Genomic DNA, 26533 nt, shown 5'->3' with positions numbered 1-26533 from the left:
GGTTCATTTGTAATTGCGGGTCATGTAGGCTTCGGTGAACTTGCCCGAACGGGCATCTTCCGCCCTCTCGGTCTCCGTGCGTTCTGCCGGCGGGCCATAGCCGCCGGCGCCGGGTGTCTCGATCACCACGCGCGAGGCGGGCGACAGCCGGATCGTCGAGGCCTTGGGCGGCAGCATCCTGCGCGCCTGGCCTTCCGTTTCGATGGCGAAGGATCCGGCGCCGCCGGGCTGGCCGCCGAAGAGCCCCCAGGGCTGATGGCGGAAGCGTTCGCCGACACCGTTGAATTCGCAGGTGTGATCGACCGGGCGCAGGATGCGGCGGATGCCCATGCCGCCCCGGTGGCGGCCCGCGCCGCCGCTGTCCTCGACCAGCGCATAGCCCTCGACGCGGAGCGGATACTCCTGCTCGATGGCCTCGACGGGGAGGTTCGAGGTGTTGGTGATGTTCACCTGCACGCCGTCCTTGCCGTCCTTCGTGGCCCGCGCGCCCATGCCGCCGCCAAGCGTCTCGAGATAGACATACTGTCGCCCGGTGCGGGGGTCGATGCCGGCGAAGACCGCGCTGGTGTTTGCGCCGTTCGCCGCCGCGATCGCGCGGTCCGGGAGTGCCTCGGCCAGGGCGCCGATGACCACGTCGACCACCCGCTGGCAGGTATTGGCGCGCAGGGCGACGGCGGCCGGGCTGACGCAGTTCACCAGCGAGCCTTCCGGCGCCACGATGTCGATGGCGTCGAAGATACCGTGGTTGTTCGGCACCTCGGGATCGAGCAGCGCCTTCAGCGCATAGCAGACCGCCGACTGGGTGGCGTTGAAGGTCAGGTTGAAGTTGCCGGCGACCTGCGGATCGGTTCCGGTGAAGTCGAAGCAGATCCTTTCGCCGGCCTTCTCGATCTTGAGAACGATGCGGATGTCCTCGGTCCCTGCTCCGTCGTCGTCCATCATGTCGGTGAAGCCGTAGCTGCCGTCCGGCACCTGGGCGATGGCGGTGCGCATCCGCAGGTTGGTGCGCTCGACGATCTCGTCGAAGATGCGGCAGAGGCGGTCGGCGCCGATCCGGCCCATCACGTCCTCAAGCCGACGACGACCAAGACGCGCCGCGGCGATCTGCGCGTTGAGGTCGCCCTGGCGTTCCTCGGGCAGGCGCATGTTCAGCATCAGCAGGCGCTGGATGTCGTCCACCAGTTCGCCCCGGCGGAACAGCCGCACCAGCGGGATGCGCAGACCTTCCTTGTAGATCTCGTCGAGCCCGCCCGACATGGAGCCGACCGCCGCCCCGCCGACGTCGGCGTGGTGCACGATGTTGGCCACGAAGCCGATCAGCCGTTTGCCGTCGAAGACCGGCGCGGCGAGGTTGATGTCGGGCAGGTGCGTGCCGCCGGCGACATGCGGATCGTTGGCGATGAAGATGTCGCCCGGCGCGAGATCGTCGCCGAACTGCGCGCAGATATGGCCCATGAGGCCGGACATCGAGGCGAGGTGGATGGGCAGCGCGTTCTCGGCCTGCACGATCAGCCGGCCGTTCGCGTCGGCGATGGCGGTCGAGTGGTCGTGACGCTCCTTGATGTTGGTCGAGAAGGCCGAACGCATGATGGTCAGGAAGCATTCGTCGGCGACGGACTTCAGGCCGTTCCAGACGATCTCCAGCTCGATCGGGTCAATGGGTGCCGGAGTCGTCCCGGCGCGTTCAAGTGCTGCGGTCTCAGACATTGGCGAGCTCCATGATGAGGTTGAGCGCGGCGTCGACGGTCACCGTTGCGCCGGGCGGCACGACGGTCGTGGCGTCGAACTGGGCAATGATGACAGGCCCCTTGAGCACGGTGCCCACCGGGATGCCGGTGCGCTCGTAGATCGGGGTGTCGACGGCAGCCTCTTCGGTGAACCAGGCTTTCGTCGTGCCGACGGGCGCGGCAAGCTCGGCTGGGCCGGTGGCGTCGGCCCGTCCCTGGAGCAGCCGGGCCAATGCCTTGGCGCGGACGTTCACCACCTCGACGGGCGCGTCCGGGTCGGCATGGCCATAGGACCGCAGATGCGCTTCGAGGAAGCCGTCGCGCAGCGCGGCCAGATCGCTCAGGTCGCCGGAGAACTCCACCGGCAGTTCGTAATTCTGGCCGACATAGCGCATGTCGAGCGAGAGGATCACCCGCCCGTCGCTGGCGTCTCCGGCTTCGGCGTCCAGCCATGCGCGGCCAGCCTCGTCGAGTTGCTGCGCCGCCTCGACGATGCGCGGCAGCGCGGCCGCGTCGAGCGTGGCACGGCAGGCGGCGACAAAGTTCTCCTGCAGCTCGGCCTCGAGCAAGCCGTCGGCGCAGAGGATCCCCGGCGCCCGCGGCACCAGGATGCGGCGGATCCCCAGCGCCTTGGCGACGTCGAAGGCGTGCAGCCCGCCGGCCCCGCCGAAGGGCATCAAGGTGAAGTCGCGGGGATCATGGCCCTTCTCGGTCGAAACCGCGCGGATGGCCCGGGTCATGTTCGAGGTGGCGATGCCGGCGATGCCCAGCGCCGCGCGGACCGGCGAGACGCCGAGGTCCGCGGCGATCTCCTCGACGACCGCGCGGGCCTTCTCGGGATCGATCATCAGCCCACCGCCGGCAAGCGAGAGCGGCAGGCGGCCGAGATAGACGTTGGCATCGGTGACGGTGGGCTTGGTGCCGCCCTTGCCGTAGCAGGCAGGGCCCGGCACGGCGCCGGCGCTTTCGGGGCCGACCTTCATCAGGCCGTCGGCGCCGATCTGCGCGATGGAGCCGCCACCCGCGCCGACGGTGTGGATGTCGACCATCGGCAGGCGGATGCGGAAGCCCGCGATCTCTCGCACGTGGGCGATCTCGGTGCGCCCGTCGCGGATGAGGCAGACGTCGGTCGAGGTACCGCCGATATCGAGCGTTATCAGGTTGCCGATACCCGAGGCGGCTCCTGATGCCGCGGCGCCGACGGCGCCCGCGGCCGGCCCCGAGAGGGCCGTGCGGACCGGGAACTGCGCGGCCTTGGCGACGGACATCAGCCCGCCCGAAGACTGGAAGATGCCGAACCGCGCATTGGGAGCGAGTCCGCCGATCGCCGCCTGGAGCCGGTCCATGTAGCGGCTGACCTCGGGCTGGAGAAAGGCGTTGATGAGCGCCGTCGAGAAGCGTTCGTATTCGCGGAACTCGGGCTGCACCTCGGACGAGATGGAGACATAGAGATCGGGCCGGGCCTTCCGGATTGCCGCCGCGATCCGCTGTTCGTGGTCCGGGTTGATGAAGGAGAAGAGCAGGCAGATCGCGAGGCTCTGAACACCGTCGAGCGCGGCGATCTCTTCGATCAGCGCATCGATGGCTGCATCGTCGAGTTCGGCGATCACGCCGCCGTCGTAGCCCACCCGCTCGGTGACCTCGAGCCGGTTGTGGCGCGCGGCGAGCGGCGGCGGCGCATCAATCTGCAGATCGTAGATCGAGGGGCGGACCTGGCGCCCGATTTCGAGCAGATCGCGGAACCCTCGGGTGGTGACAATGCCGACCTCGGCCCCCTTGCGCTGGAGCAGGGCATTGGTGGCGACGGTGGTGCCATGCGCGAAGCGGTCAACGGCGGTGCCATCCAGCCCGATCTTCTCCTGCAATTCGCGAAAGCCGTTGATGATGGCCTCGGACGGGTCCGCCGGCGTCGAAGGCCGCTTGTGCACCACCATCGCACCGCTGCGCACGTTGCGCGCCGAAAAATCGGTGAAGGTCCCCCCTACGTCGACCCCGACGATCCATCCCTGGCCTCGGTCGCTGTCCAGCATCGCGTATCCCCTGCGAATCATGTTCGATGCATTTCAGTATCCATTTTGGATGCCGAAATTCCAAACAAATTCTTGCCGGGTTACCCTGAGACCTCCGAGGTGCCAGATTCTTGGGCGAGTTTGGCGGCCGGTTTTCCGGGACTATCCCTTTGCAGCAAGTACCGACCGGGACGGCGCTCCGTGGATCGTCGCGGCCGAACAACTACTGGACCGGCAGGCTTCCGATCCTTCGCAAGCGTCCATTTCTGACAGGTCGTGGCGTCAGTTCGAGCGGGGCTGCCAGTTACAGGGCAGGAGGTCATCGATGCATTGGTCAGATGATCATCGGTCATTCGCTGCAGAACATCGGTGATCCAGGCCCATGGATCGACGTTGCTCAGATTCGCATCGGCAAGCAGGGTGCCGATGGTGGCCCGCCCATTTGTTCCACCCAAAAGCGCCGCAAATCAGCGGCACTCGCCGATTCCAGCGCTGCGATGCCGGCACCGGCCTTCCGGTACGACTTCACCTTCCTCCCATCCTGGTCAGCCTCGCAGCCGGAAGACCGAGCCCTTCCCGCCGGTCTCCCGCTGCACCTCGTGCCCGCTTTCCGCGACCCCGGTATTGCTGCCCGCCCACTATGGGTCTGCCAGCCGAACCCAAGGCACATCTGTTCAGCGCGTAGGGCAAGGCGGGCGCCGGCCCCCATGGCGCCCAGCCAAGAAACGCGGGGAGCGCAACCCCGATCAGGGCAGGCACGAACCAACCCGCAACTTGGTCGGCATATTTCTGGATCGGAGCGCGGCTTCGCTGTGCGTTTGTGACCATCTCGGCGACCTGGCTCGGCATCGTGTCGGCGCCTAGTCGACGCGCCTCGATTACCAGGGAGCCGGTGCCGTTGATGGTCGCGCCAGTGACCGGCTCGCCGGCGACCTTCTCGACCGGTGCCGGTTCGCCAGTGATCATGCTTTCGTCCACCGACGAGCGGCCCTCGATGACCACACCGTCCACCGGAACCTTGTCGCCGGGTCGAACACGCAACCGGTCACCGACCTGCACATCCTCCAGCGGAATTTCCGCTTCGCTGCCGTCAGCGCGGATGATGTGGGCAGTCTTGGCGGCCATGCCAAGAAGGGCCAGGACGCTGAAGAGCCATGACGCCCATCGCGATCAGGGAGAACATGTTGAGGCTCATGCGGCGGAACGAATTCCAGCCGCACCAGAGCACGACGGGCGTGCCTCGGGCAGGTCCAGATCGTCGTTTGGATTTCGGACCTTTCGGGGCTGTCGTTCGTCGTTTCGACTTACATCTTGTGGGGGCGATAAGTGATGCCGTTGGCTTCCTGTATCTCGCGGACGTATGTGATGATGCGCGCCACCTCGCCGCTGGTCACTTTCTGCGGCGGCATATTGCCGAACGGCCAGTGATGCTGCCGCACACCGTTCATGGCGGCAATCATGAAGGCCTGATCGGCGTGGTGACCGGGATTGTAGATGTCGTGGATCAGGGGCGGCCCCTGATCGGTGCCCAGGCCGTTCTGGCCATGGCAGGTGGCACAAACCGCGTTGAAATAGCGCTCGCCCTCCTGCGCCTCCGACGAAAGCTGGGGCATGACAAATTCGGCCTGTGTCAAGACCTGCGCGGACCGCTGCGGTGGAGCCGGGCGGAGGGCGAAATACGCACCGATCCCCAGGATCGCGAGCCCTGCAATGGCGAGATAAAGCTTGGCTGAAGTCATGTATTCGGTTCCTGAGTTATTGAATTCGAGGCAACCTGCGCCAGGGCGGTTGCAATGCTTCCGGCAATCGAAATTGCATTGGACGCGTGAGGGATCGTATCGGTCGTGACGATGCGTGCAGCACCCGCAGTGAGTATGTCTTCGAAAGCGCTGCCCGCAAGGACCGCGTGGATGAGAACACAGACCGGTGCCCGCCCGCCTGCCGCCAGGACGCGGTCGACCGCGCGGACCATGGTCCGGCCCGAGGAGGCAATATCGTCGAGGAGAACTGGCGTGCCGCTGCCCAGGTCCGCAACACGGGGGAGGGTCACTTCGACGGACCGGTCACCGCTGCGCTGCTTGTCCAGCACCTCGAATGGACGCCTTGCCATTGCCGCAACCTCGGCAACCCATTGCCGGCTTTCGTTATCAGGCCCGATCAGGACCGCGTCGGGAACCTCGCTGGCGATCCAATCCGCAATCAGCGGTGCCGTCGCCACCCGAATGGCGGGAACCGAAAACACCTCGTTCAGGCTTTTGATCCGGTGCAGGTGCGGATCGACGGTAATCAGCCAGTCGAAACTCTCGCCAAGGAACCTGGCGAAGAGCGGCGCGCTGATGGCCTGGCCCGGCGCAAACCTGCGATCCTGGCGCATGTAGCCGAGGTAGGGCGCGATCAGCCCGACCCGGCCTGCCCCCAGCTCGCGCGCCGTTTCGGCGGCAAAGCGCAGCGGCAGCGCGGAGCGGTCCGGATCGCGCAGGTTGATGACGATGGCGATTTCGGCACCATCCAGCCCCTCCGGCAGGGTGACAAGGCTCTCGCCGTCCGGAAAGTGGTGCCAGTTCAATGCCAGAACCGTTCCGCCGAAATGCCGGGCAATGGCCTGTGCCAGCGGCAGCATTTCGGGGAAAGCTACGAAGATCATGGTGGCCCCTCGGCTATCGTCATGACTTCGCGGTGCAACTCGGCATAGGCGCGGGAATAGGCCAGTTCGCCCTTTGTCGAGGCATGGATCGTGAACATCGGCTGACCTGGCGCAAGGGTCTCGCCCGGCCGCGCGTGCAGCCGGACCCCGGCGCATTTCTGGCGCGGCGCTCCTGCGAGTTTGGCAATACGGGCGATGAGGCGGTTATCGATGGCCCGCAGGGTGCCGCCATGCGGCGCCAGCACTTCGGCGCGTTCCGGGGCCTCCTTCGGCTCGTGGAACCCGCCCTGCCTGTCGCAGATCGCCATGAATTTTGCCTCGGCCGCGCCGCTGTCGAGGATCGCTTCGGCAATGCCGCGTCCCGCGCCCGTGGTGCCGGCGGCAATGTCGAGCAGGCCGCCTGCCAGGTCGAGCGCGCGCGCACGAAGGTCTTGCGGCGCCCGCGCCTCGCGCCGCAGGACCGACAGAACGTCCGCTGCTTCCAGCGCCGGGCCGATGCCATACCCGACCGGGCCGCTGCCGTCGCTGACGTGCAGCACTACATTCAGGTCGAAGTGGTGGCCCACCGCGACGAGGCGATCGCCCAGCGCCGCGGCGGCCACGTGACTGCGCACCTTGGCAGTCGGACCGACCGGCATGTCGATCAAGACGTGGTTCGACCCCACGGCGGCCTTCTTGGACAGGATGCTGGCCACCAGTTGCCCCGTCGAATCAAGGTCGAGCGGTCGTTCGATCCGGATGAAGTGGTCGTCTGCCGGACTGAGGTTCAGCGCCCCGCCCCAGACGACGCAGCCACCCTCGGCCTCGACAACCTTGCGGATGGCCATTTCGTCGAGATCGACGGGGGTCATCACCTCCATCGTATCAGCTGTACCTGCGGGAGAGGTAATGGCCCGGCTCGACGTCTTGGGAATGATTTCTCCCGCCGCCGCGACGATGGCAACGACGATAGGCGAGGTGCGGTTTCCCGGCAGCCCGCCGACGCAATGCTTGTCCAGAACCCGCGCCCTGCCCCAATCGAGGCGGTCACCGGCCTCCAGCATCGCGCGGGTCAGAGCGACCGTTTCCGCTTCGTCCAGCCGGTCGCCGGTGCAGGCGGTCAGAAAGGCTGCAAGCTCGAGATCCGACAGCCGGTGGGCGAGCGTGTCCTGGACGATGGCGGTAAAGTCGGCCGCGGTCAGGCGCGCGCCATAGGCCTTGGCGCGGATCTGCGAGGCCGATGGCGCCGGTTCAGGGTGCGAAAACCTGCCGCGATCCCCCTCCCGCGCCGCGAGCGCGGTCCAGGCGGACATCGACAGGGCAGCGTGATCGCTGGGAAGCCACGCGCCCTTCGTCACCACGTTCAGCTCCGCGATGATCGAGCGGCCGCGCAGGTCGATGCGGACGCGGGTCTGCGCGACGAAACCCTCCGCGCGGCAGATGTGGCAATCCTCGGTCATGTAGACCACGGGTTGGCGATAGGTATCGATGCCGGCTGGGATCAGGGCAAGCACGTCGGTCATCGCGGGCGGTCCAGGCGGATGGTTTCCAGATGTTCCGGGGCCCTTGCGGGCCAGCCGAGTTCATGTTCGATCCTGCCGCGCAGGATGTCCGAGGCCGCGGGCTCGCCATGGGTCACGTAGGTCATCGCCGGCCGTTGGGACGCGCCGCGCATCCACTGCAGGATTTCGTCGCCATCGGCGTGGCCCGAGAAACTCTGAAGCTGGGCAACCTCTGCCTCGATCGGGATCTCCTGCCCGAACATCCGCAGTCTTTTCGCCCCGTCCACCAGTGCCGCGCCGCGCGTGCCGCCGGCCTGGAAGCCGGACAGCAGGATGGTGTTCCGCCGATCCGGCCCGAAGCTGACCAGGTGGTGGAGGATGCGGCCTCCGGTCAGCATACCGCTGGCCGAGATGATGATCATCGGGCCCCGCCGCGTGTTGAGCGCCTTCGATTCTTCGACCGTGCGAACGCGCCTGGCCAGCCGGAACATGGCCTGGCAATCTTCCCAGGGCACGTGGTGTTCGTCGTGGTGGCGGTGGTAGATCTCGGTCGCGTCCACCGACATCGGGCTGTTGAGGTAGACTGGAACGCGCGGGATATCGCCGCGCGCCATCAGGCGTGCAATATGGAACATGAGGCCCTGCGCCCGTCCGACGGCAAAGGCCGGGATCAGGGCGGTGCCGCCGCGGGCAAAGGTGCGGTTCAGGATCGGGGCCAGTTCCGCTTCGGAGTCGATATCGGGATGCTTGCGGTTGCCATAGGTCGACTCGCAGACCAGCACGTCCGCGCCCTCGAAGGCGTCCGGCGGGCGCATCAGCGGATCGCGGTCGTGGCCGAGATCGCCGGTGAAGTGAACGGAGATATCGCCCAGCTCGAGGCGGATCTGCGCAGCTCCCAGGAGATGACCGGCGGGAATGAAGGTCGCCACGATATCTCCGCCGAGGTCGATGCGCCGGTGAAAGGGCGTCGTGTCGATCCTGAGCAGGGCCGCCTTGGCGTCCTTCAGGGTGTAGAGCGGCGTCGGCTTCCGGTGCCGGGAAAACCCCTTTCGGGCGGCGTAACGCGCCTCTTCCTCTTGGAGGTGGGCGCTGTCGGGCAGGATCAGCCCGCAGAGCTCCGAGGTTGCCTCGGTGCAGAGGATCCGTCCGCGATAGCCATTGCGGACCAGCGCCGGCAGGTAGCCGCTATGGTCGAGGTGGGCGTGGGTCAGCAGGACCGTGTCGATACTGGCAGGGCGCACCGGAAACGGCTTGCGGTTGCGCAGACGCAGGTTCTTGAAGCCCTGGAACAGACCGCAATCGACCAGGATGCGGCGGGTCCCTGCTTCGACCAGGTAACGCGACCCGGTAACGGTGCCGGCCGCGCCGAGGAAGCGGAGGGTGGGGCCCGAGATGCGGGTCATGCGGGCCTCCGTCGCGATTGGGCGGCGCAGTTGGAACCTCTGGCAGGCAGCTCCAGCAACCGGGTTCGAAATCCTGGCCATGCCGCCGGCGGTGGCGGGGCCGCTCCTGCGGATGAGACTGTCAGTGGCGTCATGTTCTCCTCCTGGCCGGTTTGGGGCCGGCCCGAGGTGAACACCCAGGGCCGGCGCAGGATGTCAGTTCCCGAACGGGGGCTGCCCGCCCATCATGCCCGAACCGCCCATCATGCCCGGTCCGCCCATCATGCCCGGTCCGCCCGGCTTCATCCCGCGCATCTCCATCCGCCTGGCCGGGGCCGCCATTTCATCGGCGGTGATGCGACCATCGCCATCAGCGTCCAGATGCTGGCACCGGTCAACCATGGTCTCGCGGATCATCGCCGCATGCAGGGTCTCGAACTCGGACAGGGACAGGGTGCCGTCGCCGTCGGCGTCGAACTCGGTCAGGCGCGCCCGCATCGTGGCCATCGGGTCGCCCTTGGCGCCGCCGTGCATCATCATCCGCATCATGTCGCCATCCATCATGGACATGCCGCCGCCATCACCCGGACCGCGCATCCCATCGGACATCATCTGGCGGTGCATCTGCATCATCATTGGCATCATCATTCCCATCATGTCCTGCATCATGTCGCCTCGGTCGCGCATCGGGCCGTCGTCCCTGTCCGTGCCGGATGGCGCGCCGTGGCCGTGATGGTTCTCGGCCACGGCGGGGGAAACCAGCGAAATGGCGATGGCGGTGGCGAGTGTCGTAATCGTCTTCATGGTAGGATCCTCGTTTTACGGGGTTTCGGAGAGGCGGGCGCGACAGGCGCCGGGCCTTCTATTCTTTGGGAACCCGCCGCTGCCCCAATGCCTGGTCGTCGGCAGCGATTGCGCCGAAGACATATCGTCACGATGGGGCGAGTGAGGTCTCCGATCGGGACCAGCTCAGCGGCGCAGCTTCATTTCTGCCGGGGTGGGTGGAAGACGCTGTAAACCGGAGCGGGCGCCTCGGCGTGGCTCAGTTCCACGATTGACACATCTTCTCCTTCCGGCTCCGGCAGGTCGTTCCACACCTGAGGAAGAAACAGGACGTGACAGGCTGATGGCCCAGCGCAATGACGGGAGGCAGAACTCTTGTGGCTTTCGGCAACGAATGGATCGGGCGAATGATGAAGGACAGGCCTCGCATATTCAGGGTGGCCGACACCTTGCTCATGCGCGTGAGCCATGCCTCCCAGAGCGATCGATCCCAGGATCAGCACCATCGCCAGGCCCCGTGTCGCCGACTGCAACAGCAATCTCCACCTGGATCTGTTCATATGGCAAGCCTCCTGATCCTGCCATCATGCGACACAGATAAAGTCACACATTGATTCACATCAAAAGAAGCATCCCTGTACGTAACCATAGTGTGAAGCGGCCGTGAATGGCGGAAGGAACAATGGTCCGGCCGCTTCGGCCGACTTCCGAGTTCCGTCTGGTCAGCGCATCAATTCAGGTCTGAGTGGAACGGCGCATGGGACCTCACCCTGTTTCTGGTCCGGGCGGCATGCGAACTTTCCGGTCAGGACCCCAGTCGGAAGATGAAGGAATACGCCAGAAGAGATTGTCGGGAAACGTCTGCAGGTTGACGTGTCGGTGCCGCAGGGCCAGTCGCTGGCCAAGGCAATGTACGCAGCTCAATTCCCCACCGTTCAATGGCTGGTTTGATGTCAGAACCTACACTTGGCTTAGACGCTCGGCCGCATGCATCAATACGAGCGCGCGGGCCGCGTTCGAAATCTGGCCTGTGTAGCTGGCGGAAATACGACCCGGTCGAGATCCGGCCAAAGCCCTGCCAGCGAGTATCCCTACTTCCAGCACTCAATGAACAAAACGCTTGACCTTCCACCTGCTGGAACCCGCATCCTGCGCTTCAGTTCGGAATGGAAGCCGGTATGGAAAGCCCCAGACGACAGCAAGCGCAACACCGAGAGCCGCGGCGCGACGGCGACCTGAGCGGCGACTTCCGCGCGGAACCGCCTGCCTCGGCGCCGCATCCACGCGGTTGTGGCAACTCGGCGCGTCCCGCCGTGATCGCCCTGGCCTCCTCACGCTTTCGCGACTTGCCGGGCCGGTTGCCGCTGGTTATCCAGAACCCATGATGAAGCGCCTGCAGTCGTTCCTGGGCCTTTTCGCCATGATGCTTTTCATGGCGGCGGCCTTCGTCAACCCTGCGAATGCATCGGCCATGCTCTCGTGCGGCGCGGCCGATATCGTTCATCAGGCCGACGCGCACACCGATCATCACGGGCACGAACACGACAGCGAAATGGCCGCCAAGGCCAAGCCAAAAGCCGAACATTGCGCCAGCCATGCCTGCTTGCTTGCCCTGCCCGGAATGCCGGCGCTTTCGCTGATCTCATTCGATCTTCGCCCCCTTGCCTTGCCGCCTTCCGCCTCGCCGTCTCCTCAGAATTGGGAGCCGCAGGGCTTAAGGAAGCCGCCCCGCTTCTGATCGTTCGATAACCTGTCGGCCGTTCCTGAACGGCCGGTATCGACGATCCGAACGCGGAGCCTAACAATGAGATTGATACCTGCGGCCCTGTTGCCGCTGCTCGCCGCCGCCTGTGGGCCGCTGGCCGAGCTTTCCCTGCCGGCGCCCCTGGCCGCCGCTGCAGATCCCGTGGCTGGGGTCCGCGCCGCGACGACCGGCCCCAACGTCCGGCACACCCCCCGTCCCATCACCGATCCCGGCGATTGGCGCAGCCTGAACGATGCGCAGAAGGAGGCGACGAAATGATGCGCCTGCTGATCGCGCTGGGCGCACCAGCAGTGCTCGCGGCCTGCGCCGATACCGCATTGGTCTCGACCGCCAGCGCGCCGCGGGCCGGCTTTGCCCTGGTCGCGGAAACGACGCGCCGCGCAACGGGGGCGGAAACTGCCTGGCATCAGAGCGCGGCCGATGTAGAGGCCAGCCAGGCCAAGGTCCGGGCGCTGGTCCAGGGCAAATCCATAAGCGCCGAGACGGCGGTGCGCGTGGCCCTGATCAACAACCGCCGCCTGCAGGCCGCATATGCCGAGCTTGGCCTGTCGGCGGCGGACCTCTGGGAAACCGCGCTTGGCCCGATCCCGACCCTGAGCCTGAGCGTCACCAACCTCGGCCCCAGTGCCGCGACGCGGACGCTGGAAGTCGCCCTCATGGGCTCGCTTCTCGACGCGGCCACGCAGAAGGCGCGCTCGCAAAAGGCCGAGCTGGAGTTCCGGGCCGCCCAGCTGGAGGCCGTCGGCACCGCCCTCGCCATCGCGCATCAGACACGTCGCGCCTGGGTCGAAGCGGTTGGAGCATTCGAGGCCGCCGCCCTGGTCCGCCAGGCCCAGGAGACCGCCGACGCGGCCTCGGAACTGGCCGCCGAACTTGGCCGCACCGGGGCGATGAACAAGGCCGACCAGGCCCGCGAACATGTCTTCACCGCCGAACTCGCCGGCGAAGAAGCCGCCGCCAAACTCGAAGCGCAGCTGGCCAAGGAGAAGCTGACCCGGCTGATGGGCCTCTGGGGGGCCGATATCCGGTTCTACGTCCCCGACCGCCTGCCGCAACTGCCGGCCAGGGTTCCGGCGCGGAGCGACCTGGAGCGCCTGGCCCTTGCCAACCGGGTCGACCTCGCCGCTGGCCGGCTGGAGCTGGAGCAGATTGCGCTGGAACACCGCCTGGCCCAGTCGACCCGGATGCTCTCGGACATCGAACTGGCGGTCGGTGGCGAGGCGGAGCGCGACGGCGGAACAACCGAGAAATCGCCGATGATCGAGGTCGGCTTCGCGATCCCCATCTACGATACCGGCAAGCTGAACCAGCGCCGGGGCGAGATGGCCTATATGCGCGCCGCGAACATCCTGGCGCAGGACGCGATCAACGCGCGCTCGGAGGCGCGGTCGGCGCATGCGGCGATCACCGGAGCGCATTCCATCGCCCGCCACTGGCAGCAGCAGGTGCTGCCGCTGCGCCGGACCATCGATGAGGAGGCGCTCAAGAGCTACAACGGTATGCTCACCTCGACATTCGAACTTCTGGCCGACGCCCGCGAGGGGCTCGAGGCGCAACTGAACGCGGCTGCCGCGCGGCGCGACTACTGGCTGGCGGACGCCGACGCCAGGGCCGTCGTCTGGGGCGGCACGGCAACGGGAGAAGACGGATGATCACACGCAGAAACCTGCTGAGCGCCGGCGTGGGGGCCGGTGCGGTCCTCGCCTCGGCGGCGGCGGCGCAGACCCGCTTCCGCGACCTGCCGGAAGCGGCGAGCACCGACAGCCCCTACACCCAGGTGCCGCCCCGGCCCGCGGACGGCTTCGACTACAACCCCGTCGTGACGCTCAACGGCTGGTCGCTGCCCTGGCGGATGAACGGCGACGTCAAGGAGTTCCACCTGGTCGCGGAACCCGTCGAGCGCGTCATGGCCGATGGCATGATCGCCCGGCTGTGGGGCTATAACGGCCAGTCCACCGGCCCGACCATCGAGGCGGTCGAGGGCGAGCGTGTCCGCATCTATGTCACCAACCGCCTGCCCGAGCACACCAGCGTGCACTGGCACGGGCTGATCCTGCCCTCGGGGATGGACGGCGTCGGCGGGCTATCGCACCCGGCGATTCCGCCGGGCAAGACCTTCGTCTACGAGTTCGACCTCATCAAGTCCGGCACCTTCATGTACCACCCTCACGCCGACGAGATGGTGCAGATGGCCATGGGCATGATGGGCCTGTTCATCGTGCACCCGCGCGATCCGTCCTTCATGCCCGTTGACCGCGACTTTGCCTTTCTGCTGGCGGCCTACGACATCGACCCCGGCACCTATGTTCCGAAGGTCGCAGAGATGACCAATTTCAACATGTGGACCTGGAACAGCCGCATCTTCCCCGACATCGACCCGCTGGTGGTGTCGCTGGGAGACCGGGTCCGGGTGCGGGTCGGCAACCTCACCATGACCAACCATCCCATCCACATGCATGGCTATGACTTCGAGGTGACCGGCACCGACGGCGGCTGGGTCCGCCCCGAGGCGCGCTGGCCCGAGGTGACGATCGACATTCCGGTCGGCGCGATGCGCGCCTACGAGTTCGATGCCGTGCATCCCGGTGACTGGGCGATCCACTGCCACAAGTCCCACCACACGATGAACGCGATGGGGCACGACATTCCGACCTTCATCGGGGCGGACAAGCGGCGGCTGACGCAGATGATCCGCCGCCAGCAGCCGGGCTACATGCCGATGGGCACCGCGGGCATGGCGGACATGGGCGAGATGAGCATGGAGATCCCCGAGAACACCGTCCCCATGATGACCGGCTGGGGCCCCTACGGCCCGCTGGAGATGGGGGGCATGTTCTCGGTCGTGAAGGTGCGCGAAGGCATCGCCGCCGACGATTACTCGGACCCCGGCTGGTACGAGAACCCGCCCGGCACCCAGGCCTGGGAATGGACGGGGGAACTGCCAGACCATGCCCGGAACGACAGCCCGAAAACGATCCTCACACCGCGGCCCGGACACGGGTCGCACAAGGGATGATGCAATGAAAAAGGAGAAACGACCCATGCAGATCAAACCTCTTCTCGGAACGATTGCCCTGGCCATCGCGCTTCCCAGCGCCGCCCTGGCGGCCGGCACCCATGCCGGCGGGCATGGCCATGACAAGGCCGGCCACGTACAGGATGGCGGCCATCATGCCATGATGAAGATTGGCCAGCCCGCCAAGGCCGCGCCGACCCGGACCATCGAGATCACCATGCGCGAGACCGAGGACGGCCGGATGATCTTCGAACCGGGCGACCTGAAATTCGCCCCCGGCGAGACGGTGCGGCTGAAGATCACCAACGCCGGGGAGACCGACCACGAGTTCGTCATGGACACGGTCGACGCCATCGAGGAGCACAAGGCGCTGATGGAGAAATTCCCCGAGATGGAGCACGACGACCCCAACGCGGTCCGCCTGCGCCCCGGTGAAACCGGCGAGATCCTCTGGACCTTCGGCGAGGCCGGAACATTCAAATATGCCTGCCTGATCCCCGGTCATCACGATGCCGGCATGCACGGCCCGCTTCACGTCAACTGATGGAGAATCACATGAAAACCACGATCCTTGCTGCGGTCCTGATGGCCCTTGCCGCTCCCGCCTTCGCCGATACGCACCTGACCAAGGGCGTCGTCACCAAGATCGACACCAAGTGGAACAAGGTGACCATCGACCACGAGGCCCTGACGAGCCTCGACATGCCGGCGATGAAGATGGTGTTCCAGGTGGCGGACCCGTCGATGCTCGACGGTCTGTCCGAAGGCGCCGAGATCACCTTCGTCGCCGACCGCGTGAACGGCAAGCTCACGGTAACCGAGTTGAACAAGGACAATTGACAGCACTGCACCGGGGGCATGGGCTATCATGCCCCCAAGCGGCAGCACCGGAGCCTCGCAATGCATGTGTCGGAACACGACAGGTCAACGCCAGCGACGTCGGTCACGATTGCCTTCATCGACCTGGCCGGCTTCAGCGCGATCACCGACATCTACGGTGACGAGGCGGCCTTGGCGTTGCTCACCACCTTCGAGGCACTCGTCCACGACGCCATCGAGGGTCATGCCCCGCCAGTCAAATGGATGGGCGACGAGGTGATGCTGGTGTTTCCCGATCCCATGACCGCACTCGGAGCCCTTGGACGCCTGCTTTCGGCCTGCCGCCAGCAACCGCGACTTCCGCTCACCAGGGTGGCCGTCCATCACGGTCCGGTTCTGCAAAGAGCGGGCGATTTCTTCGGATCGACCGTGAACATCGCCGCTCGCGTTGCATCGCTGGCAGGTCCCGGTCAACTCCTCGCAACCGAAGCCATAGCGAAGATGGCGGAAGAAGAAGGCATCTCCATGCGTGCCCTGGGCCCAACGGCGATCAGGTCGCTTCCCGCGCCCCTGGCGCTTTACGAGCTGTATCTGGCGCCTGCTCCCGATCCCGCGTGGATCGACCCGGTCTGCAAGATGCTGGCACCCTTCGCACCCTTTGGACGCGATGCGCCGGATCAACCCTGGTTCTGCTCGGCCCAATGCGCCGCGGCATTTGCCAGGTCGCCTTGGGCCTACCCCTTGCCATCCGTTGCGCGCGATTGATCCGGATTCGGCAAATAAACGCGAACAGACTCGAGAGTTTCGGTTTGCTGTATCGGGTGGACTTTATGGCTTGGAGTTAAGGAGCAGAAAGGCGCTGGCGCGCAAAGCGGAATACGACTCACAAGGTTAAATCAGGCCTCTGCGTACCTTCGACTGGATGCGAACTCACGGTGGAGGAAGATACGGGTCTCAGGTCAGCTTTCACCAACCATCCGCCGGGGTCTGTCCTAAGGTCTGGGCAGGCGTCGGAGAGACTTGCATACCACCACGGCAATGGCATCCCCCAAGACATGGCGCAGCCGTGCGCGGAAGAAGGGAAATCCCACCCACACGCACGGCTGATCGTCCAACCCGAAAGGCCGACCTTGCCCCATCGCTTTTGGAGCGTTTCGCTCCGGCGTTTAGCGGGTCCGCAATTGGGCCAACGCGGTGTTCCACTTCACCAGCGCAGCAACCGAGGTGTCCGCGGATTCAATTTGAAGTTCATTGGGAACAAATGCGCCTTCAACGACCTGCTTCGCGACCGTCGGGATGATCAAGCCTTCCGAAATCGGCACTGCCTTGACCGCCAGCAGCAGCAATTTCAGTTGCTGCGCGGCACGCAACCCGCCGGACACTCCCCCGTAACTGGCAATCGCTACCGGTTTGAAGCCCCACTCGGGCCCCAGGAAGGTGACCGCGTTGACGAGGCTCGACGGCGGCATGTGGTTGTATTCGGGTGTCACGACGACGAAGGCATCGTTCCGGCCAACCGCCTCGGCCCAGCGTAACGTATGCGCATGTGCATAGTTGCCAAGGCGGGGGTGCTTCGGTTCGTCGAAGAGAGGGAGGTCGAAATCCAGAAGATCGAGGATCTCCGGCTCCACCGCCTGATGCGCCGATACCGCATCGAACAGCCATTGCGCCACCTTGGGGCCGGTGCGGCCCGGCCTGGTGCTGGCGATAATGATCCCGAGCTTCATGGGTATTCCTTTCCTGTTGACCTGTCGCGCGCGGCAATGCTCCTGCCCCGTCCAGCGATGGCAGGCAGCATTGCCGGGGGTTCATCCTGGCGAGGCCCCGGCGGCGATTTGCCGGCCGGGCCCCCGTCGTTCCGGTTCACGCCGGATCGGCCAAACGGCCGCCGCCATCCACCGAGATGTTCGCGCCGCTGATGTATTTGGCCTTTTCGGACAACAGGAACGCCACCGCCTCGCTGACGTCTTCGACCTGGCCGGCGCCACCCAGGGCGGTGAAGACACTGGGCCCTTTCGCCTTCTTGATCGCCTCCAGCCTCGGAGACTCGATTGGTCCGGGAGCGACGACGTTGACCCGGATCTTGTCGGGGCCGAAGCGCTTTGCCAGGCCCTGAGCCAGCAGGTTGACACCCGCGTTTGCCACCGATCCCGGCAGGTGCCGCAGCGACGGATTCTTGCCGCCGCCGCCGCTGAGCAGCACGACGCTGCCGCCACCCGATTGGGCCATGTGGGGCACAACGGCGCGGGTCAGGCGCACGGAACCCATGAGCTTGGTGCCGAGGACCGCCCCCCAGTCTTCGTCGGTCAGGTCGAGGAAATCGCCGAAGATCGGCAAGGTGGTCGTGACGACAAGCCCGTCAAGCCGCCCGTGGCGGCGAACGATCTCGTCGGCGGCTGCAATCGCGGCCTCCATGCTGCTGACATCCACGTTCAGCAGATCGGCCCCTTCAATCGCCGGGCCCTTCGTCTCGATCGAGCGTGACGAGGCGACAACCGTTGCGCCCTGGTCCAGGAGTTGGCGCGCAATGCCTTCGCCAATCGCCCCGCTGGCGCCGACGACCCACATCACTTTCCCAACAAGTTTCGTCATTCTACTTTCCTTCGTTTGCAATCGCCGCGATCAGACCATTCAGGTCCCTGACAGTCGGCATTTCGATCAGCGCCTCCACGGCGTCGCTCAGGCGGGCGAGATTTCGCTGCGGCCTGCCCTTGTTCCGCTGGGCGAGGCAATCGACCAACTTCTCTGTAAACTCCGCCCCGGTCATGGGACGTTCGGGGCTTCCCGGCATGGTGTCGCACGAGCCCGAGAAACGCCCCTGGCGGGTCGAGACTTCGACGACGGCGGGCGTCAACTCTCCGGTTTGGCTGGTGTCGACCGATATCTCGATCCGGTTGCAAAAGGCGGCAATCTCCGGGTCGCGAACACGGTCGACATCGAGATCGGCCAGGTCGCACTTTCCGCGCAGGGCCATGCAGGCAAGCCCGTATTCAAGGCTGAACTGTGCAGCCACCACGGGGTTCTCGGAGGGATCGAACCCGCCGCCGACCATATGGTTCATGAAGGGCGTGATCGTCACCGCGATCCGGTCGATCTCGTGCCCGACAAGGCCATGCTTCGCCATGAGGTCCGCGAGGGCGCTCATCGCCGCGTGACTGCAACTGCAGACGGGATAGACCTTCTGGATGGCCCTGGGAAACAGGAACGAGGCCCCCAACCCTTCCAGCAGTCGCGACGGCTCGCCGCCCTGGTACAACGACCATAGCCCGCCGCGGCCCGTCAGCCAGTTCGTCGCCCCCGTTACGCCATGTCCGACCGCGGCAGCGGCGAAAATGCCGTGCCGCGCTGCGAGGCCGGGCTGAAGCCGCTTTGTCAGGGCCCGGTCGATATTCGTCTGCTGGCTGCCGGCCGCGAGGCTCAGCGCGATGCCGAGCGCCTGGGCCGCCTGGGCTTCGCTATACCCCAGGAGCCGAGCAGTTGCCGCAGCCGCCCCGAATACCCCGTAGAGCGATGTATGCGTCCAGCCCCTTTGTGGCGGCGTGGCGGCCTCGGACAGGCGACACATCACCTCGCAACCGACCGCATGGGCCGACAGGACATCCACGCCACTGGCGCCGACAGCCTCGCCAACAGCCAGAACGACGGGCACGATCACCGCGTCGGCGTGAACGGATCCGTAGAGCGTATCGCCGTCGAGCGCACTCGTTGCCGCGGCATTCACCATCGCCGCGCCGGAGGGAGCCAGCGACGGACCGCCGCGCCAGACCGTCGCCGGCCCGGCTGCACATTCGGCACGTGCCAGTTGCTCGATACTGGCAACGCCGGGTCCGTCGACCCCGGCGATGCCAAGGACGACGGTTTCGAGCAGGTTGCGGCGCCCGATCCCGGCGTCTTCATCCGAGAGCGACAATGGCCCCACCGCGAAACGCGCCAGTGCCTTTTCCGTGGCGACTGGCGCGTCGCGATCTGATGCGCTTGTCTGCGACATCTCACATACCGGCGCGGACCGTGTTGCGGATCCGTCCGACGTTCGGGATTTCCAGTTCCATCACGTCGCCGTCCGCCAGCAGGCGCGGCGGCTTCATCGCGAAGCCGACACCGCTGGGCGTCCCGGTGGCAATGATGTCGCCCGGTTCAAGCGTGATCCCCTGCGACAGAACGGAAACGAGTTCCCGAATGTCGAAGATCATTTCACCGACGCTGGCGTTCTGGCGGATTTCCCCGTTAACACTGAGGCGGACTTCCAGGGCATCCGGGTCCGGGATGTCGCCCGCCGGGACAATCCATGGCCCCATCGGGCAGCTCCCGTCGAGGCCCTTGCCCTTGAACCAGCGGTCGTGACGCTTCTGAAGGTCGCGTGCGGTCACATCATTGATGACGGTATAGCCGAAGATGTGGTCAAAAACCTGCTCGCGCGGAATGTTGACGCCGCGTTTGCCGATGATGATGCCCAGCTCGACCTCGTAGTCCAGCGCCTCGGTCAGGCCCTCATGCAACGGAACGTCATCGACGGGACCTACAACCGTTGTGGGAGGCTTGCTGAAATACTGCGGATGCTCGGGGATCTTGGCCTCCTTGGCGCGCGCCTCGGAGGCTTCCTTGACGTGCGCCTTGTAGTTGCGCCCGACGCAGAACACGTTCTTCTTCGGACGCGGGATGGGCGCCAGCAGGTGCACGTCGGACGCGCGCACCCGTGTGCCGGCCGGGTCTGCACCGGCCGCGAGCAACCGTTCCGCGAGATCGGGGAAAGCCGCGATTGCATCGGTCAGCGAGGTCGATGCCGGCAGGCCCTGGGAGGCAAAGAAGGCATCGAGCGAGATGATCTCGGTATCGGCGCCCGGCATGAGGTCGGCCGGATTCAGGCAATAGCCGGCCTGCTCGACGCCATTGCTGGCGTAGCTTACAAATCTAATCTGCATTTTTGTTCTGCTATCCGGTTAGTTGAGGGCGCGCGCGTCGGCGATCTTCTTGGCAATGCGCTCGCGCCAGACTTCGATCGGGACGAAGGTGGGGTCGTCCTCGCAGAGCTTGCGGGTCTCGGCCCGGATTTCCTCGGCGGATTTGTCGAGATCGAGAGGCTCGGCGCAGGGTTGCGCGATGTACCAGGGAGCGTCCGTGAATATCTCGATCCGATTGAGTTCGGGATCGCGGAAGTAGAGCGTCCAGGCGTTGCCGTGGTTGACGGCCCGGAAATCGCTCGCGCCGCCGACCTTGCTAATACGCCGGTAGTGCGCCTGCAATTCCTCGAGCGTCTCCACCCGAAAGGATATCTGGTTGACGACCTTGTCATTTAGATCGCCGGTGCGTCCCGTCGCCAGCACAACCTGGTGGTGCTCGCGGGCGTCTCCGCTCATGAACACCAGCGTGCGACCGGGAAGATCGCCGCGGTCGGTGACAACGAGGCCAAGAACCTTCTGATAGAACTCGGCCATCGGCTCGATGTCTTTCACGAAGATGCCGACATGGCTGAAACTGAGAAGAGCGTTTGTCATCTGTGATCCTTTCGGAAATTCATATCGGCAGGTAGATCGTGTCGAGGATGTCGATCGTGTCGAGGACCGCCGTGCAGTTGCGGATCGCGAGATTGCCGTCTGTGACGCTGAACTGAAGTTCGTAGCGGCCACAGGTCGAGGGACGGCCATTGAGCCAGACCATGAACCCGGCCTGGGCCGTGAGTTCCGCCGCGTTCGCGTGGGTCCAGCAGATCGCGTGCATACGCCGTCGCAAGTCACGCGTGCGACCGGACTCGATCCGCGCGGTCAGCCGGCGCATGTCCTCACCGATCAGAAGGACGTTGTCGCCGTCCTTGTATTCGATGTCTCGCAGGACCGAATAGTATCCGTCCTCGGCAAAAAGCCCCAGCCACTCGTCGAAAGAGTTCTGATCGAGCAGACGGATATACGTCTGCATGATCGAGGCGACGGCCTTGTCGAAATCAGCTTGTTGCATTTTCGCGTTCCAGAATTTCACGGTTAGCAGTCTCGTCCCCAATGTTGACCGCGTCGGCCATCAGAGAACGCCAGCCCGCCCAGAAGGAACGGACAGCATGATCTTCGGTCGGGCCGCCGACAGGACCGGGGTTCATGTGCCCACGGCTGACGATGACGCGCCCGCCGTGGCGTGCCATCAGGCCCTTCTGGATCTGGCTGAAGATCTCGATGTCATCGACGCCCGCGCGGCCGCCCGGCCCCCAGGAATAATGAAAGCGCTCGCCGATCTTGCGCCGGCGTTCGCTGTCTGCGCTGGCGGGCACCAGGACATAGTTCACGACCCGCGTCTTGTTCACGGCGATCGGCACGATCACCCGCAACGCGGTGACGTCCCAGACCGGGTTGTAGAGAGCGATCAGCGACGGGAAGATGTTCAGATAGACCCGCCGATTGCGCACCTGCTGAACGACGAGCGTTTCGGCCGCATCCTTCTGGTCGAAGGCCCCGTGGATGCCGAGATCGACCGAGAAGTGGCTCCCCTCCTCTGCCATGAAGCCCGCGTTGCCCTTCATTCCGAAGACCGAGGCGCGCTGCTTGAAGGCGTAGTCGTGGAGGTATTCGGCGTGATAATCGTCAACCGTATTCTCCATGAGGAGTTTCCAGTTGCCGTCATAGAGATAGTCGTAGATCCCGATCGTATCGAGCGGTTCGTCGGTATAGAGCGCGATCTCTTCGAGGTAGGGCATCGCGTCGGCGATGTAGGACTTGAGATCGGGTCCTTCGGTGGTGAGCTTGACGAAAACCAGCCCGAAAACCTGTTCGATCGCGGGGACTTCGACAAGGCCGAGCTTGTCGAGGTCGAAATCCGGCCCGTATGCCTCGACGCGCGGCACCGATTTCAGGTTGCCCTGGGTGTCGTAGGTCCAATGGTGATACGGGCAACGAATGCGTTCGCACTTCCCGGACCGCTCGGTCAGCAGAAGCGTCGCCTTGTGGCGGCAGCTGTTGTAGAAGCCGCGAATTTTCCCGTCATTGCCGCGGACAGCGATGATCGGCTGCCCGCCGACCTCGGCAGTGCGGTAGTCGCCCGGTTCGGCCAGTTCGCTTTCGTGGGCCACGAAGGACCAGGAGCGTCCGAAGATGTGCTTCTGTTCGAGGTCGTAGATACCCGGATCGGTGTAACAGGCGCGGTCGACCACGAAGGGGCCGGCGTGTATCGTTTCGGCAAGTTTCAGCATTCTGAACCTCTCACATTTTCTCGGAATCGACGCCGGGGATTGCGCCCATTGCGGCCTGGGCCAGGCCGATTTCACCCATCAGGCGCTTGATCCGCGCATTGCAATTGCCATCGAAAGGCTCGTGCAGCAGCCTGATCCGCTCGCTGAAGGTCTTCTTGATGGTCTTGTCCGTCTGGGACCGCTTGTCCCAAAGCACCTGATCTTCCAGCACCTGGGGAAGTTCAGATGAATCCAGCCATGCCGACTTGTAAGAGATGATGCCGGCGCGGTTGACCAGGAACACCGGGTTGTTGAAGTGCGGGTCGACATAGGACCGCTGCGTCGTGCCCTCGATGTCGTCAATGACAAGGGGGAAGGTCAGCTGCTCCTCGTCCTGGAGCCGCTGGGCCAGACGCCGCTTGTCCTCCATCGAGGTATGCGGAACGATCTTCTGCCCCGGATGCGCCTCGCGCGTGTAGACGTAGCAGAACTCGATATCCTGCTTGTAGATCTCGTAGAGCGACACGAGGCTCGGATTGCTCGTGCGCACATTTGTGACGCAGGGCGGGCAGGCGTAGCAGCCGAATACGATCAGGACGGACTTCTTTCCGAGGAGGTCCGACAGTCGCCAGGTCCCTCCCCCGAGACGTTCCTGCTCGAAGTCGGGCGCCAGCGAGCCGAGGGGCGCCGTGGAGCGGAACGTGTCGATGAGCCGGCCCCATTCCTCATTGAGCTCACCCCCCATGGGGTCGCTTTGCCAGGCCCGCGACCAGGATCCCGGAGTAGGCGTATTATAGGTTTCGTCAGGCGTATAGCGGTGGTCAATTTCCATCGAGTCCTCCTTTCTCGGTCGTCGCGTGCATCAGGATCTGTTCAGGTCGAACTGGAGGCCCAGTTCGTACTGGCCGACCACCATCGCACCGACATGGTGCCGGCGGTGCAGCGTGTGCACCTGCCCGTCCCGCACGAGACGTTCCAACGGGTATTTGCGGAAGAAGCCGGAGCTTCCGACCAACTGGCCGATTTCGCCGGCCAATTGGTTGAATGTTTCAACGGCCAGCCATTTCGCCTTGTTGCTCAGCACGATGGCCTTTTCACGTTCGGTGGGAATGAGATTGGCCGCGTAGTAGAAAAGAAGGCGTGCCGCATCCGTGCGGGCGGAAATCGATCCGAGTGCGCTCTGATATGTCTCGTTGTCCTTCTGACCCTTGTCCCTCAGATAATCCCGCGCAAATTCATGCATACCCTGGATGGTTCCGAGGTAATTGGCGGTGAAGCCGAAGTTGATCTTCGCGAGCCAGAGCTCCTCGTAGAAGTTTCGCGAATTCCGGAGAATGCAATCTTCCGGAACGAAGCAATCACGGAATGTCAACAACGGGCTGACGCAGGCACGCATCCCGCTCGGATCCCAGACGCTTTCATCGATTTCGAGACCTTCGGTGGCGGTATTGACAACCACGGTTTCCATTCTCTGGGCCGCGGTATTGAACATATGCACCGTCATCCAGGTGCAATGCGTGGCATTCGTCGCGTAGTGCTTGACGCCATTTAGATTGAAACCGCCGTTGACGGGCAGCGCGGTCGAGGAATGCCTTCCCCCGCCGGGTTCGGAAGCCGAGCCGACAAGCAGCTTGTTTTCCGTGCGCGTCGGTTCGCTGAAACGTTTGACCTGCTCGTCGCTGCCCTGATCGCGAAGGATCTGCATCGCATTGCTGTGCGTCTGGAAGCAGTGTGCCGTCGAAGGAGCAGACTTCGCGAGGCGCTCGATTATCAGGAAGAACGACAAGGGATCGCGGCCGTCAAAATTGTAGCCGAGGCCGCCGTCTTTCTCGGGCAAGGTCGCAAGCAGGAGATTTGCCGCGCCGAGGTCGTTGAAATCCTCGACGGGGAATTCGGCACTTCTGTCATAATCCGCTGCCCTTCGGGCGATGCCCTTGGAAACGATTTCATCCAGCCTCTCGACGAGGGCGACGTGATGTGAGTTCAGTCCAAGCATCCGATATCCCGTTTTTGTTCACATGTCGCACATTTGTGCGTTTGTTTATCAAGATTGCGTTTATTGCCCCTTGAGTCAAGGCAAGTTTTGCTGACCAGGTCTGTTACCGAGGCAATTGCACCGACTGCTGGGGTCGCAAGGCCCAACCGGGTTCATTCTCGGCGCGATAAAGCAGATCGACTTCCCAGTTCAGGTATTCGACCATTGCGGGTTTCCCGCCCCCAAGCGGCGAAGAGGGCGTATGCCACATGTCCTGCGGCGGGCTGAGGGAATTGACGAAGCCCGATTCGAAATCACCAAAGGCCGCCGGCCATTCGCCGTGATCGGCGAAAAGGACCATAACATCATCAGGCCAATTCGACGCGATATCGCGATAGGCCAGGCAGGCAATGTCGGGATCCCTGGCCATTATGACCAGGGGGCCCCTGATGCCCGCCCCGAGCAGCCGCTCCAGGAGACCTTCCCGCAATGTGAAAAGCGCACCGGGAGCATGACCTTGAAGGAAGACGCCACTGGGAGACAGATCCAGAAGGGTTGCGCCTTCACTTCGCGCTCGTGCCGTTTCGGCAGCAAGTCTCGCCTCTGGCGGAACAAGATGGGCGAAGCGGCAGATACCCTGCGGAGTTGTCTCCATCGGGCCTTCGTCCAGAACGAACACTTCCCGCCAGCCGGAACGCCGCAACCAGTAAGCGGCCATCGTGTTCCTGACCCCTGCGTCATCGAAGAGCACGATCCGCGAGCGGAGCGTGCCGATATATGTATCCGTGCATTGAACCAGCTGTCCGGCGGGTGCATTGCGGGCCCCGGTCAGCCTTGCTTCCGCAAACTCCTTGGGGTCGCGAACGTCGAAGAGATAGGTGGTCCGGTCATCCGCAGACTCCATCTCCAGGTACTTGTCCCAGGAAATGACGGGGATCTTTTCCGCGCTCCGCCAGGTACCGGCCATTGCCCGCGCGCCCTGCATGGCAGCGGCATCCGGCCTCTCGACCTCAAGCGACTTCCCGTGTTCGACGCTGAAACCGGCAAGTTCCCAACCCATCGTTCCGTTTCTAAGCGCGTAGACAGGGTTGGGAATCCCGGAGGCGATCAGGGTCTGCGCGCCGATGATGCTTCTGGTGCGCCCCGCACAGTTGATTACGACCGGCAATTCGGGTGCTTCAAGAAGCGCGGGCAGCCGGTAGATCAGCTCTCCGCCCGGGCAATTCACGGCACCGGGGAGGCTCATCCTGCGGAATTCCTCGAGAGGCCGGCAGTCGACAACCGGGATCCCAGGGTTATCGCTGCGCAAGGCATGCAACTCTTCGGGGGAAATCGATGGCGTTTCGTCGACGTGTTCGATGTACTCGCCGAAAGCCTTGCTCGGGACGTAGATTCCCTCGAAGAGCTTCAGTCCGTGCCGCTCCCATTCCGCGGCGGAGCCGTCCAGGCAGCGAACCGTTTCGTAGCCAAGGGACATCAGGACGGCCCGGGCCGACGCCATGCGGTTCAGCGACGTGGCGTCCTGCCGGCCGTCGTCACAGAGCACGATCGGCGTTCCCTTGCGAGGCACCAGTCGCTCGATCCCGGCTTCCAGCTGCGACAGGGAAAGGCAGCGCGCGAAGAAAAGATGACCGCGAGCGTAGACTCCCTGATCGCGCACATCGAGGAGGCACAGCTCCCGTTCACGCTCCAGGTCGGCCACCAGATCTTTCGGTGAAATTAATTCGGCAGTAGAAATCATTTCAGATTAGCCCTATTAGTTCGCATACCGCACAAACATGAAGG

General features: G+C 64.5%; 25 protein-coding genes and 1 pseudogene. 7 read left to right on the top strand and 19 right to left on the bottom strand.

Annotated features, from left to right (window positions below):
* Window positions 1-3 precede the first annotated feature (3 nt).
* The 9 genes and pseudogenes from IE266_RS10915 to IE266_RS10875 form a co-directional block, all read right to left on the bottom strand.
* Window positions 4-1707: a hydantoinase B/oxoprolinase family protein gene (locus IE266_RS10915; protein ID WP_189680111.1), complete on the bottom strand. Its 1704-nt coding sequence runs from the start codon at window positions 1705-1707 to the stop codon at window positions 4-6.
* The gene (locus tag IE266_RS10910) at window positions 1700-3757 is read right to left on the bottom strand and encodes a hydantoinase/oxoprolinase family protein (protein WP_189680110.1); all 2058 of its coding nucleotides are present in this window, start codon (window positions 3755-3757) and stop codon (window positions 1700-1702) included. Before IE266_RS10910 ends, IE266_RS10915 begins: the two co-directional genes overlap by 8 nt.
* Before the next feature lie 654 nt (window positions 3758-4411).
* Window positions 4412-4976 (bottom strand): annotated as a pseudogene (locus tag IE266_RS10905) (HAD-IC family P-type ATPase); the annotation flags it as partial.
* 64 nt (window positions 4977-5040) lie between these two features.
* Window positions 5041-5475 (bottom strand): c-type cytochrome, encoded by a 435-nt coding sequence (locus tag IE266_RS10900; protein ID WP_189680109.1) that lies wholly within the window; start codon window positions 5473-5475, stop codon window positions 5041-5043.
* Window positions 5472-6380: a ribose-phosphate diphosphokinase gene (locus IE266_RS10895; protein WP_189680108.1), complete on the bottom strand. Its 909-nt coding sequence runs from the start codon at window positions 6378-6380 to the stop codon at window positions 5472-5474. Before IE266_RS10895 ends, IE266_RS10900 begins: the two co-directional genes overlap by 4 nt.
* Window positions 6377-7882, bottom strand: a complete 1506-nt coding sequence (locus IE266_RS10890) for a thymidine phosphorylase family protein (RefSeq protein WP_189680107.1) — start codon at window positions 7880-7882, stop codon at window positions 6377-6379. The genes IE266_RS10895 and IE266_RS10890 overlap by 4 nt, the downstream gene beginning before the upstream one ends.
* Window positions 7879-9264, bottom strand: coding sequence for an MBL fold metallo-hydrolase RNA specificity domain-containing protein (locus IE266_RS10885; protein WP_189680106.1), 1386 nt, complete (start codon window positions 9262-9264; stop codon window positions 7879-7881). Before IE266_RS10885 ends, IE266_RS10890 begins: the two co-directional genes overlap by 4 nt.
* 195 nt (window positions 9265-9459) lie before the next feature.
* Window positions 9460-10047, bottom strand: a complete 588-nt coding sequence (locus tag IE266_RS10880) for an EF-hand domain-containing protein (protein WP_229864032.1) — start codon at window positions 10045-10047, stop codon at window positions 9460-9462.
* 179 nt (window positions 10048-10226) lie between these two features.
* Complete coding sequence (locus IE266_RS10875) at window positions 10227-10532, bottom strand: hypothetical protein (protein ID WP_189680105.1); 306 nt, start codon at window positions 10530-10532, stop codon at window positions 10227-10229.
* 878 nt (window positions 10533-11410) lie between these two features.
* On the opposite strand from IE266_RS10875, the gene IE266_RS10870 reads away from it, so the two are divergent.
* The 7 genes from IE266_RS10870 to IE266_RS10840 all read left to right on the top strand — a co-directional run bounded on the left by IE266_RS10870 (window position 11411) and on the right by IE266_RS10840 (window position 16391).
* Window positions 11411-11764 carry a hypothetical protein gene (locus IE266_RS10870; protein WP_189680104.1) on the top strand — a complete coding sequence of 118 codons (354 nt, stop codon included), beginning with the start codon at window positions 11411-11413 and terminating at the stop codon, window positions 11762-11764.
* Between the two features lie 66 nt (window positions 11765-11830).
* A complete protein-coding gene (locus IE266_RS10865; RefSeq protein ID WP_189680103.1) occupies window positions 11831-12049 on the top strand; it encodes a hypothetical protein in 219 nt (72 codons plus the stop codon).
* Window positions 12046-13443 (top strand): TolC family protein, encoded by a 1398-nt coding sequence (locus IE266_RS10860; protein ID WP_308434586.1) that lies wholly within the window; start codon window positions 12046-12048, stop codon window positions 13441-13443. The genes IE266_RS10865 and IE266_RS10860 overlap by 4 nt, the downstream gene beginning before the upstream one ends.
* Window positions 13440-14807 (top strand): multicopper oxidase family protein, encoded by a 1368-nt coding sequence (locus tag IE266_RS10855; RefSeq protein ID WP_189680102.1) that lies wholly within the window; start codon window positions 13440-13442, stop codon window positions 14805-14807. The genes IE266_RS10860 and IE266_RS10855 overlap by 4 nt, the downstream gene beginning before the upstream one ends.
* Before the next feature lie 25 nt (window positions 14808-14832).
* Entirely contained in the window at window positions 14833-15351 is a 519-nt protein-coding gene (locus tag IE266_RS10850; protein ID WP_189680101.1) for a cupredoxin domain-containing protein, read from the top strand.
* 11 nt (window positions 15352-15362) lie between these two features.
* Entirely contained in the window at window positions 15363-15647 is a 285-nt protein-coding gene (locus IE266_RS10845) for a copper-binding protein (protein WP_189680100.1), read from the top strand.
* 60 nt (window positions 15648-15707) lie between these two features.
* Window positions 15708-16391, top strand: coding sequence for an adenylate/guanylate cyclase domain-containing protein (locus tag IE266_RS10840; protein ID WP_189680099.1), 684 nt, complete (start codon window positions 15708-15710; stop codon window positions 16389-16391).
* Window positions 16392-16792: 401 nt separating this feature from the next.
* On the opposite strand, the gene IE266_RS10835 is transcribed toward IE266_RS10840, so the two are convergent.
* From IE266_RS10835 to IE266_RS10790, 10 genes are all read right to left on the bottom strand, one after another.
* Window positions 16793-17353, bottom strand: coding sequence for an NADPH-dependent FMN reductase (locus IE266_RS10835; protein ID WP_229864030.1), 561 nt, complete (start codon window positions 17351-17353; stop codon window positions 16793-16795).
* Window positions 17354-17489: 136 nt separating this feature from the next.
* Complete coding sequence (locus IE266_RS10830) at window positions 17490-18194, bottom strand: SDR family NAD(P)-dependent oxidoreductase (RefSeq protein WP_229864028.1); 705 nt, start codon at window positions 18192-18194, stop codon at window positions 17490-17492.
* Window positions 18195-18219: 25 nt separating this feature from the next.
* Window positions 18220-19614: an MmgE/PrpD family protein gene (locus IE266_RS10825; RefSeq protein WP_189680097.1), complete on the bottom strand. Its 1395-nt coding sequence runs from the start codon at window positions 19612-19614 to the stop codon at window positions 18220-18222.
* A 1-nt stretch (window position 19615) separates the two neighbouring features.
* The gene (locus IE266_RS10820; RefSeq protein WP_229864027.1) at window positions 19616-20470 is read right to left on the bottom strand and encodes a fumarylacetoacetate hydrolase family protein; all 855 of its coding nucleotides are present in this window, start codon (window positions 20468-20470) and stop codon (window positions 19616-19618) included.
* Between the two features lie 93 nt (window positions 20471-20563).
* The gene (locus IE266_RS10815) at window positions 20564-21118 is read right to left on the bottom strand and encodes a VOC family protein (protein ID WP_189680095.1); all 555 of its coding nucleotides are present in this window, start codon (window positions 21116-21118) and stop codon (window positions 20564-20566) included.
* A 19-nt stretch (window positions 21119-21137) separates the two neighbouring features.
* Entirely contained in the window at window positions 21138-21575 is a 438-nt protein-coding gene (locus IE266_RS10810; RefSeq protein WP_189680094.1) for a nuclear transport factor 2 family protein, read from the bottom strand.
* Entirely contained in the window at window positions 21562-22794 is a 1233-nt protein-coding gene (locus IE266_RS10805; protein WP_189680093.1) for an aromatic ring-hydroxylating oxygenase subunit alpha, read from the bottom strand. The genes IE266_RS10810 and IE266_RS10805 overlap by 14 nt, the downstream gene beginning before the upstream one ends.
* A 10-nt stretch (window positions 22795-22804) precedes the next feature.
* Entirely contained in the window at window positions 22805-23605 is an 801-nt protein-coding gene (locus IE266_RS10800) for a peroxiredoxin family protein (protein WP_189680092.1), read from the bottom strand.
* A gap of 30 nt (window positions 23606-23635) precedes the next feature.
* Window positions 23636-24769, bottom strand: coding sequence for an acyl-CoA dehydrogenase family protein (locus IE266_RS10795; protein WP_189680091.1), 1134 nt, complete (start codon window positions 24767-24769; stop codon window positions 23636-23638).
* A 103-nt stretch (window positions 24770-24872) separates the two neighbouring features.
* Window positions 24873-26489, bottom strand: a complete 1617-nt coding sequence (locus IE266_RS10790) for a rhodanese-like domain-containing protein (RefSeq protein ID WP_189680090.1) — start codon at window positions 26487-26489, stop codon at window positions 24873-24875.
* Window positions 26490-26533 lie beyond the last annotated feature (44 nt).

It is taken from the genome of Seohaeicola zhoushanensis (genome assembly GCF_014656415.1).
GTDB classification, from domain to species: Bacteria; Pseudomonadota; Alphaproteobacteria; order Rhodobacterales; family Rhodobacteraceae; genus Seohaeicola_A; species Seohaeicola_A zhoushanensis.
This window is presented reverse-complemented; position numbering and strand designations above follow the sequence as displayed.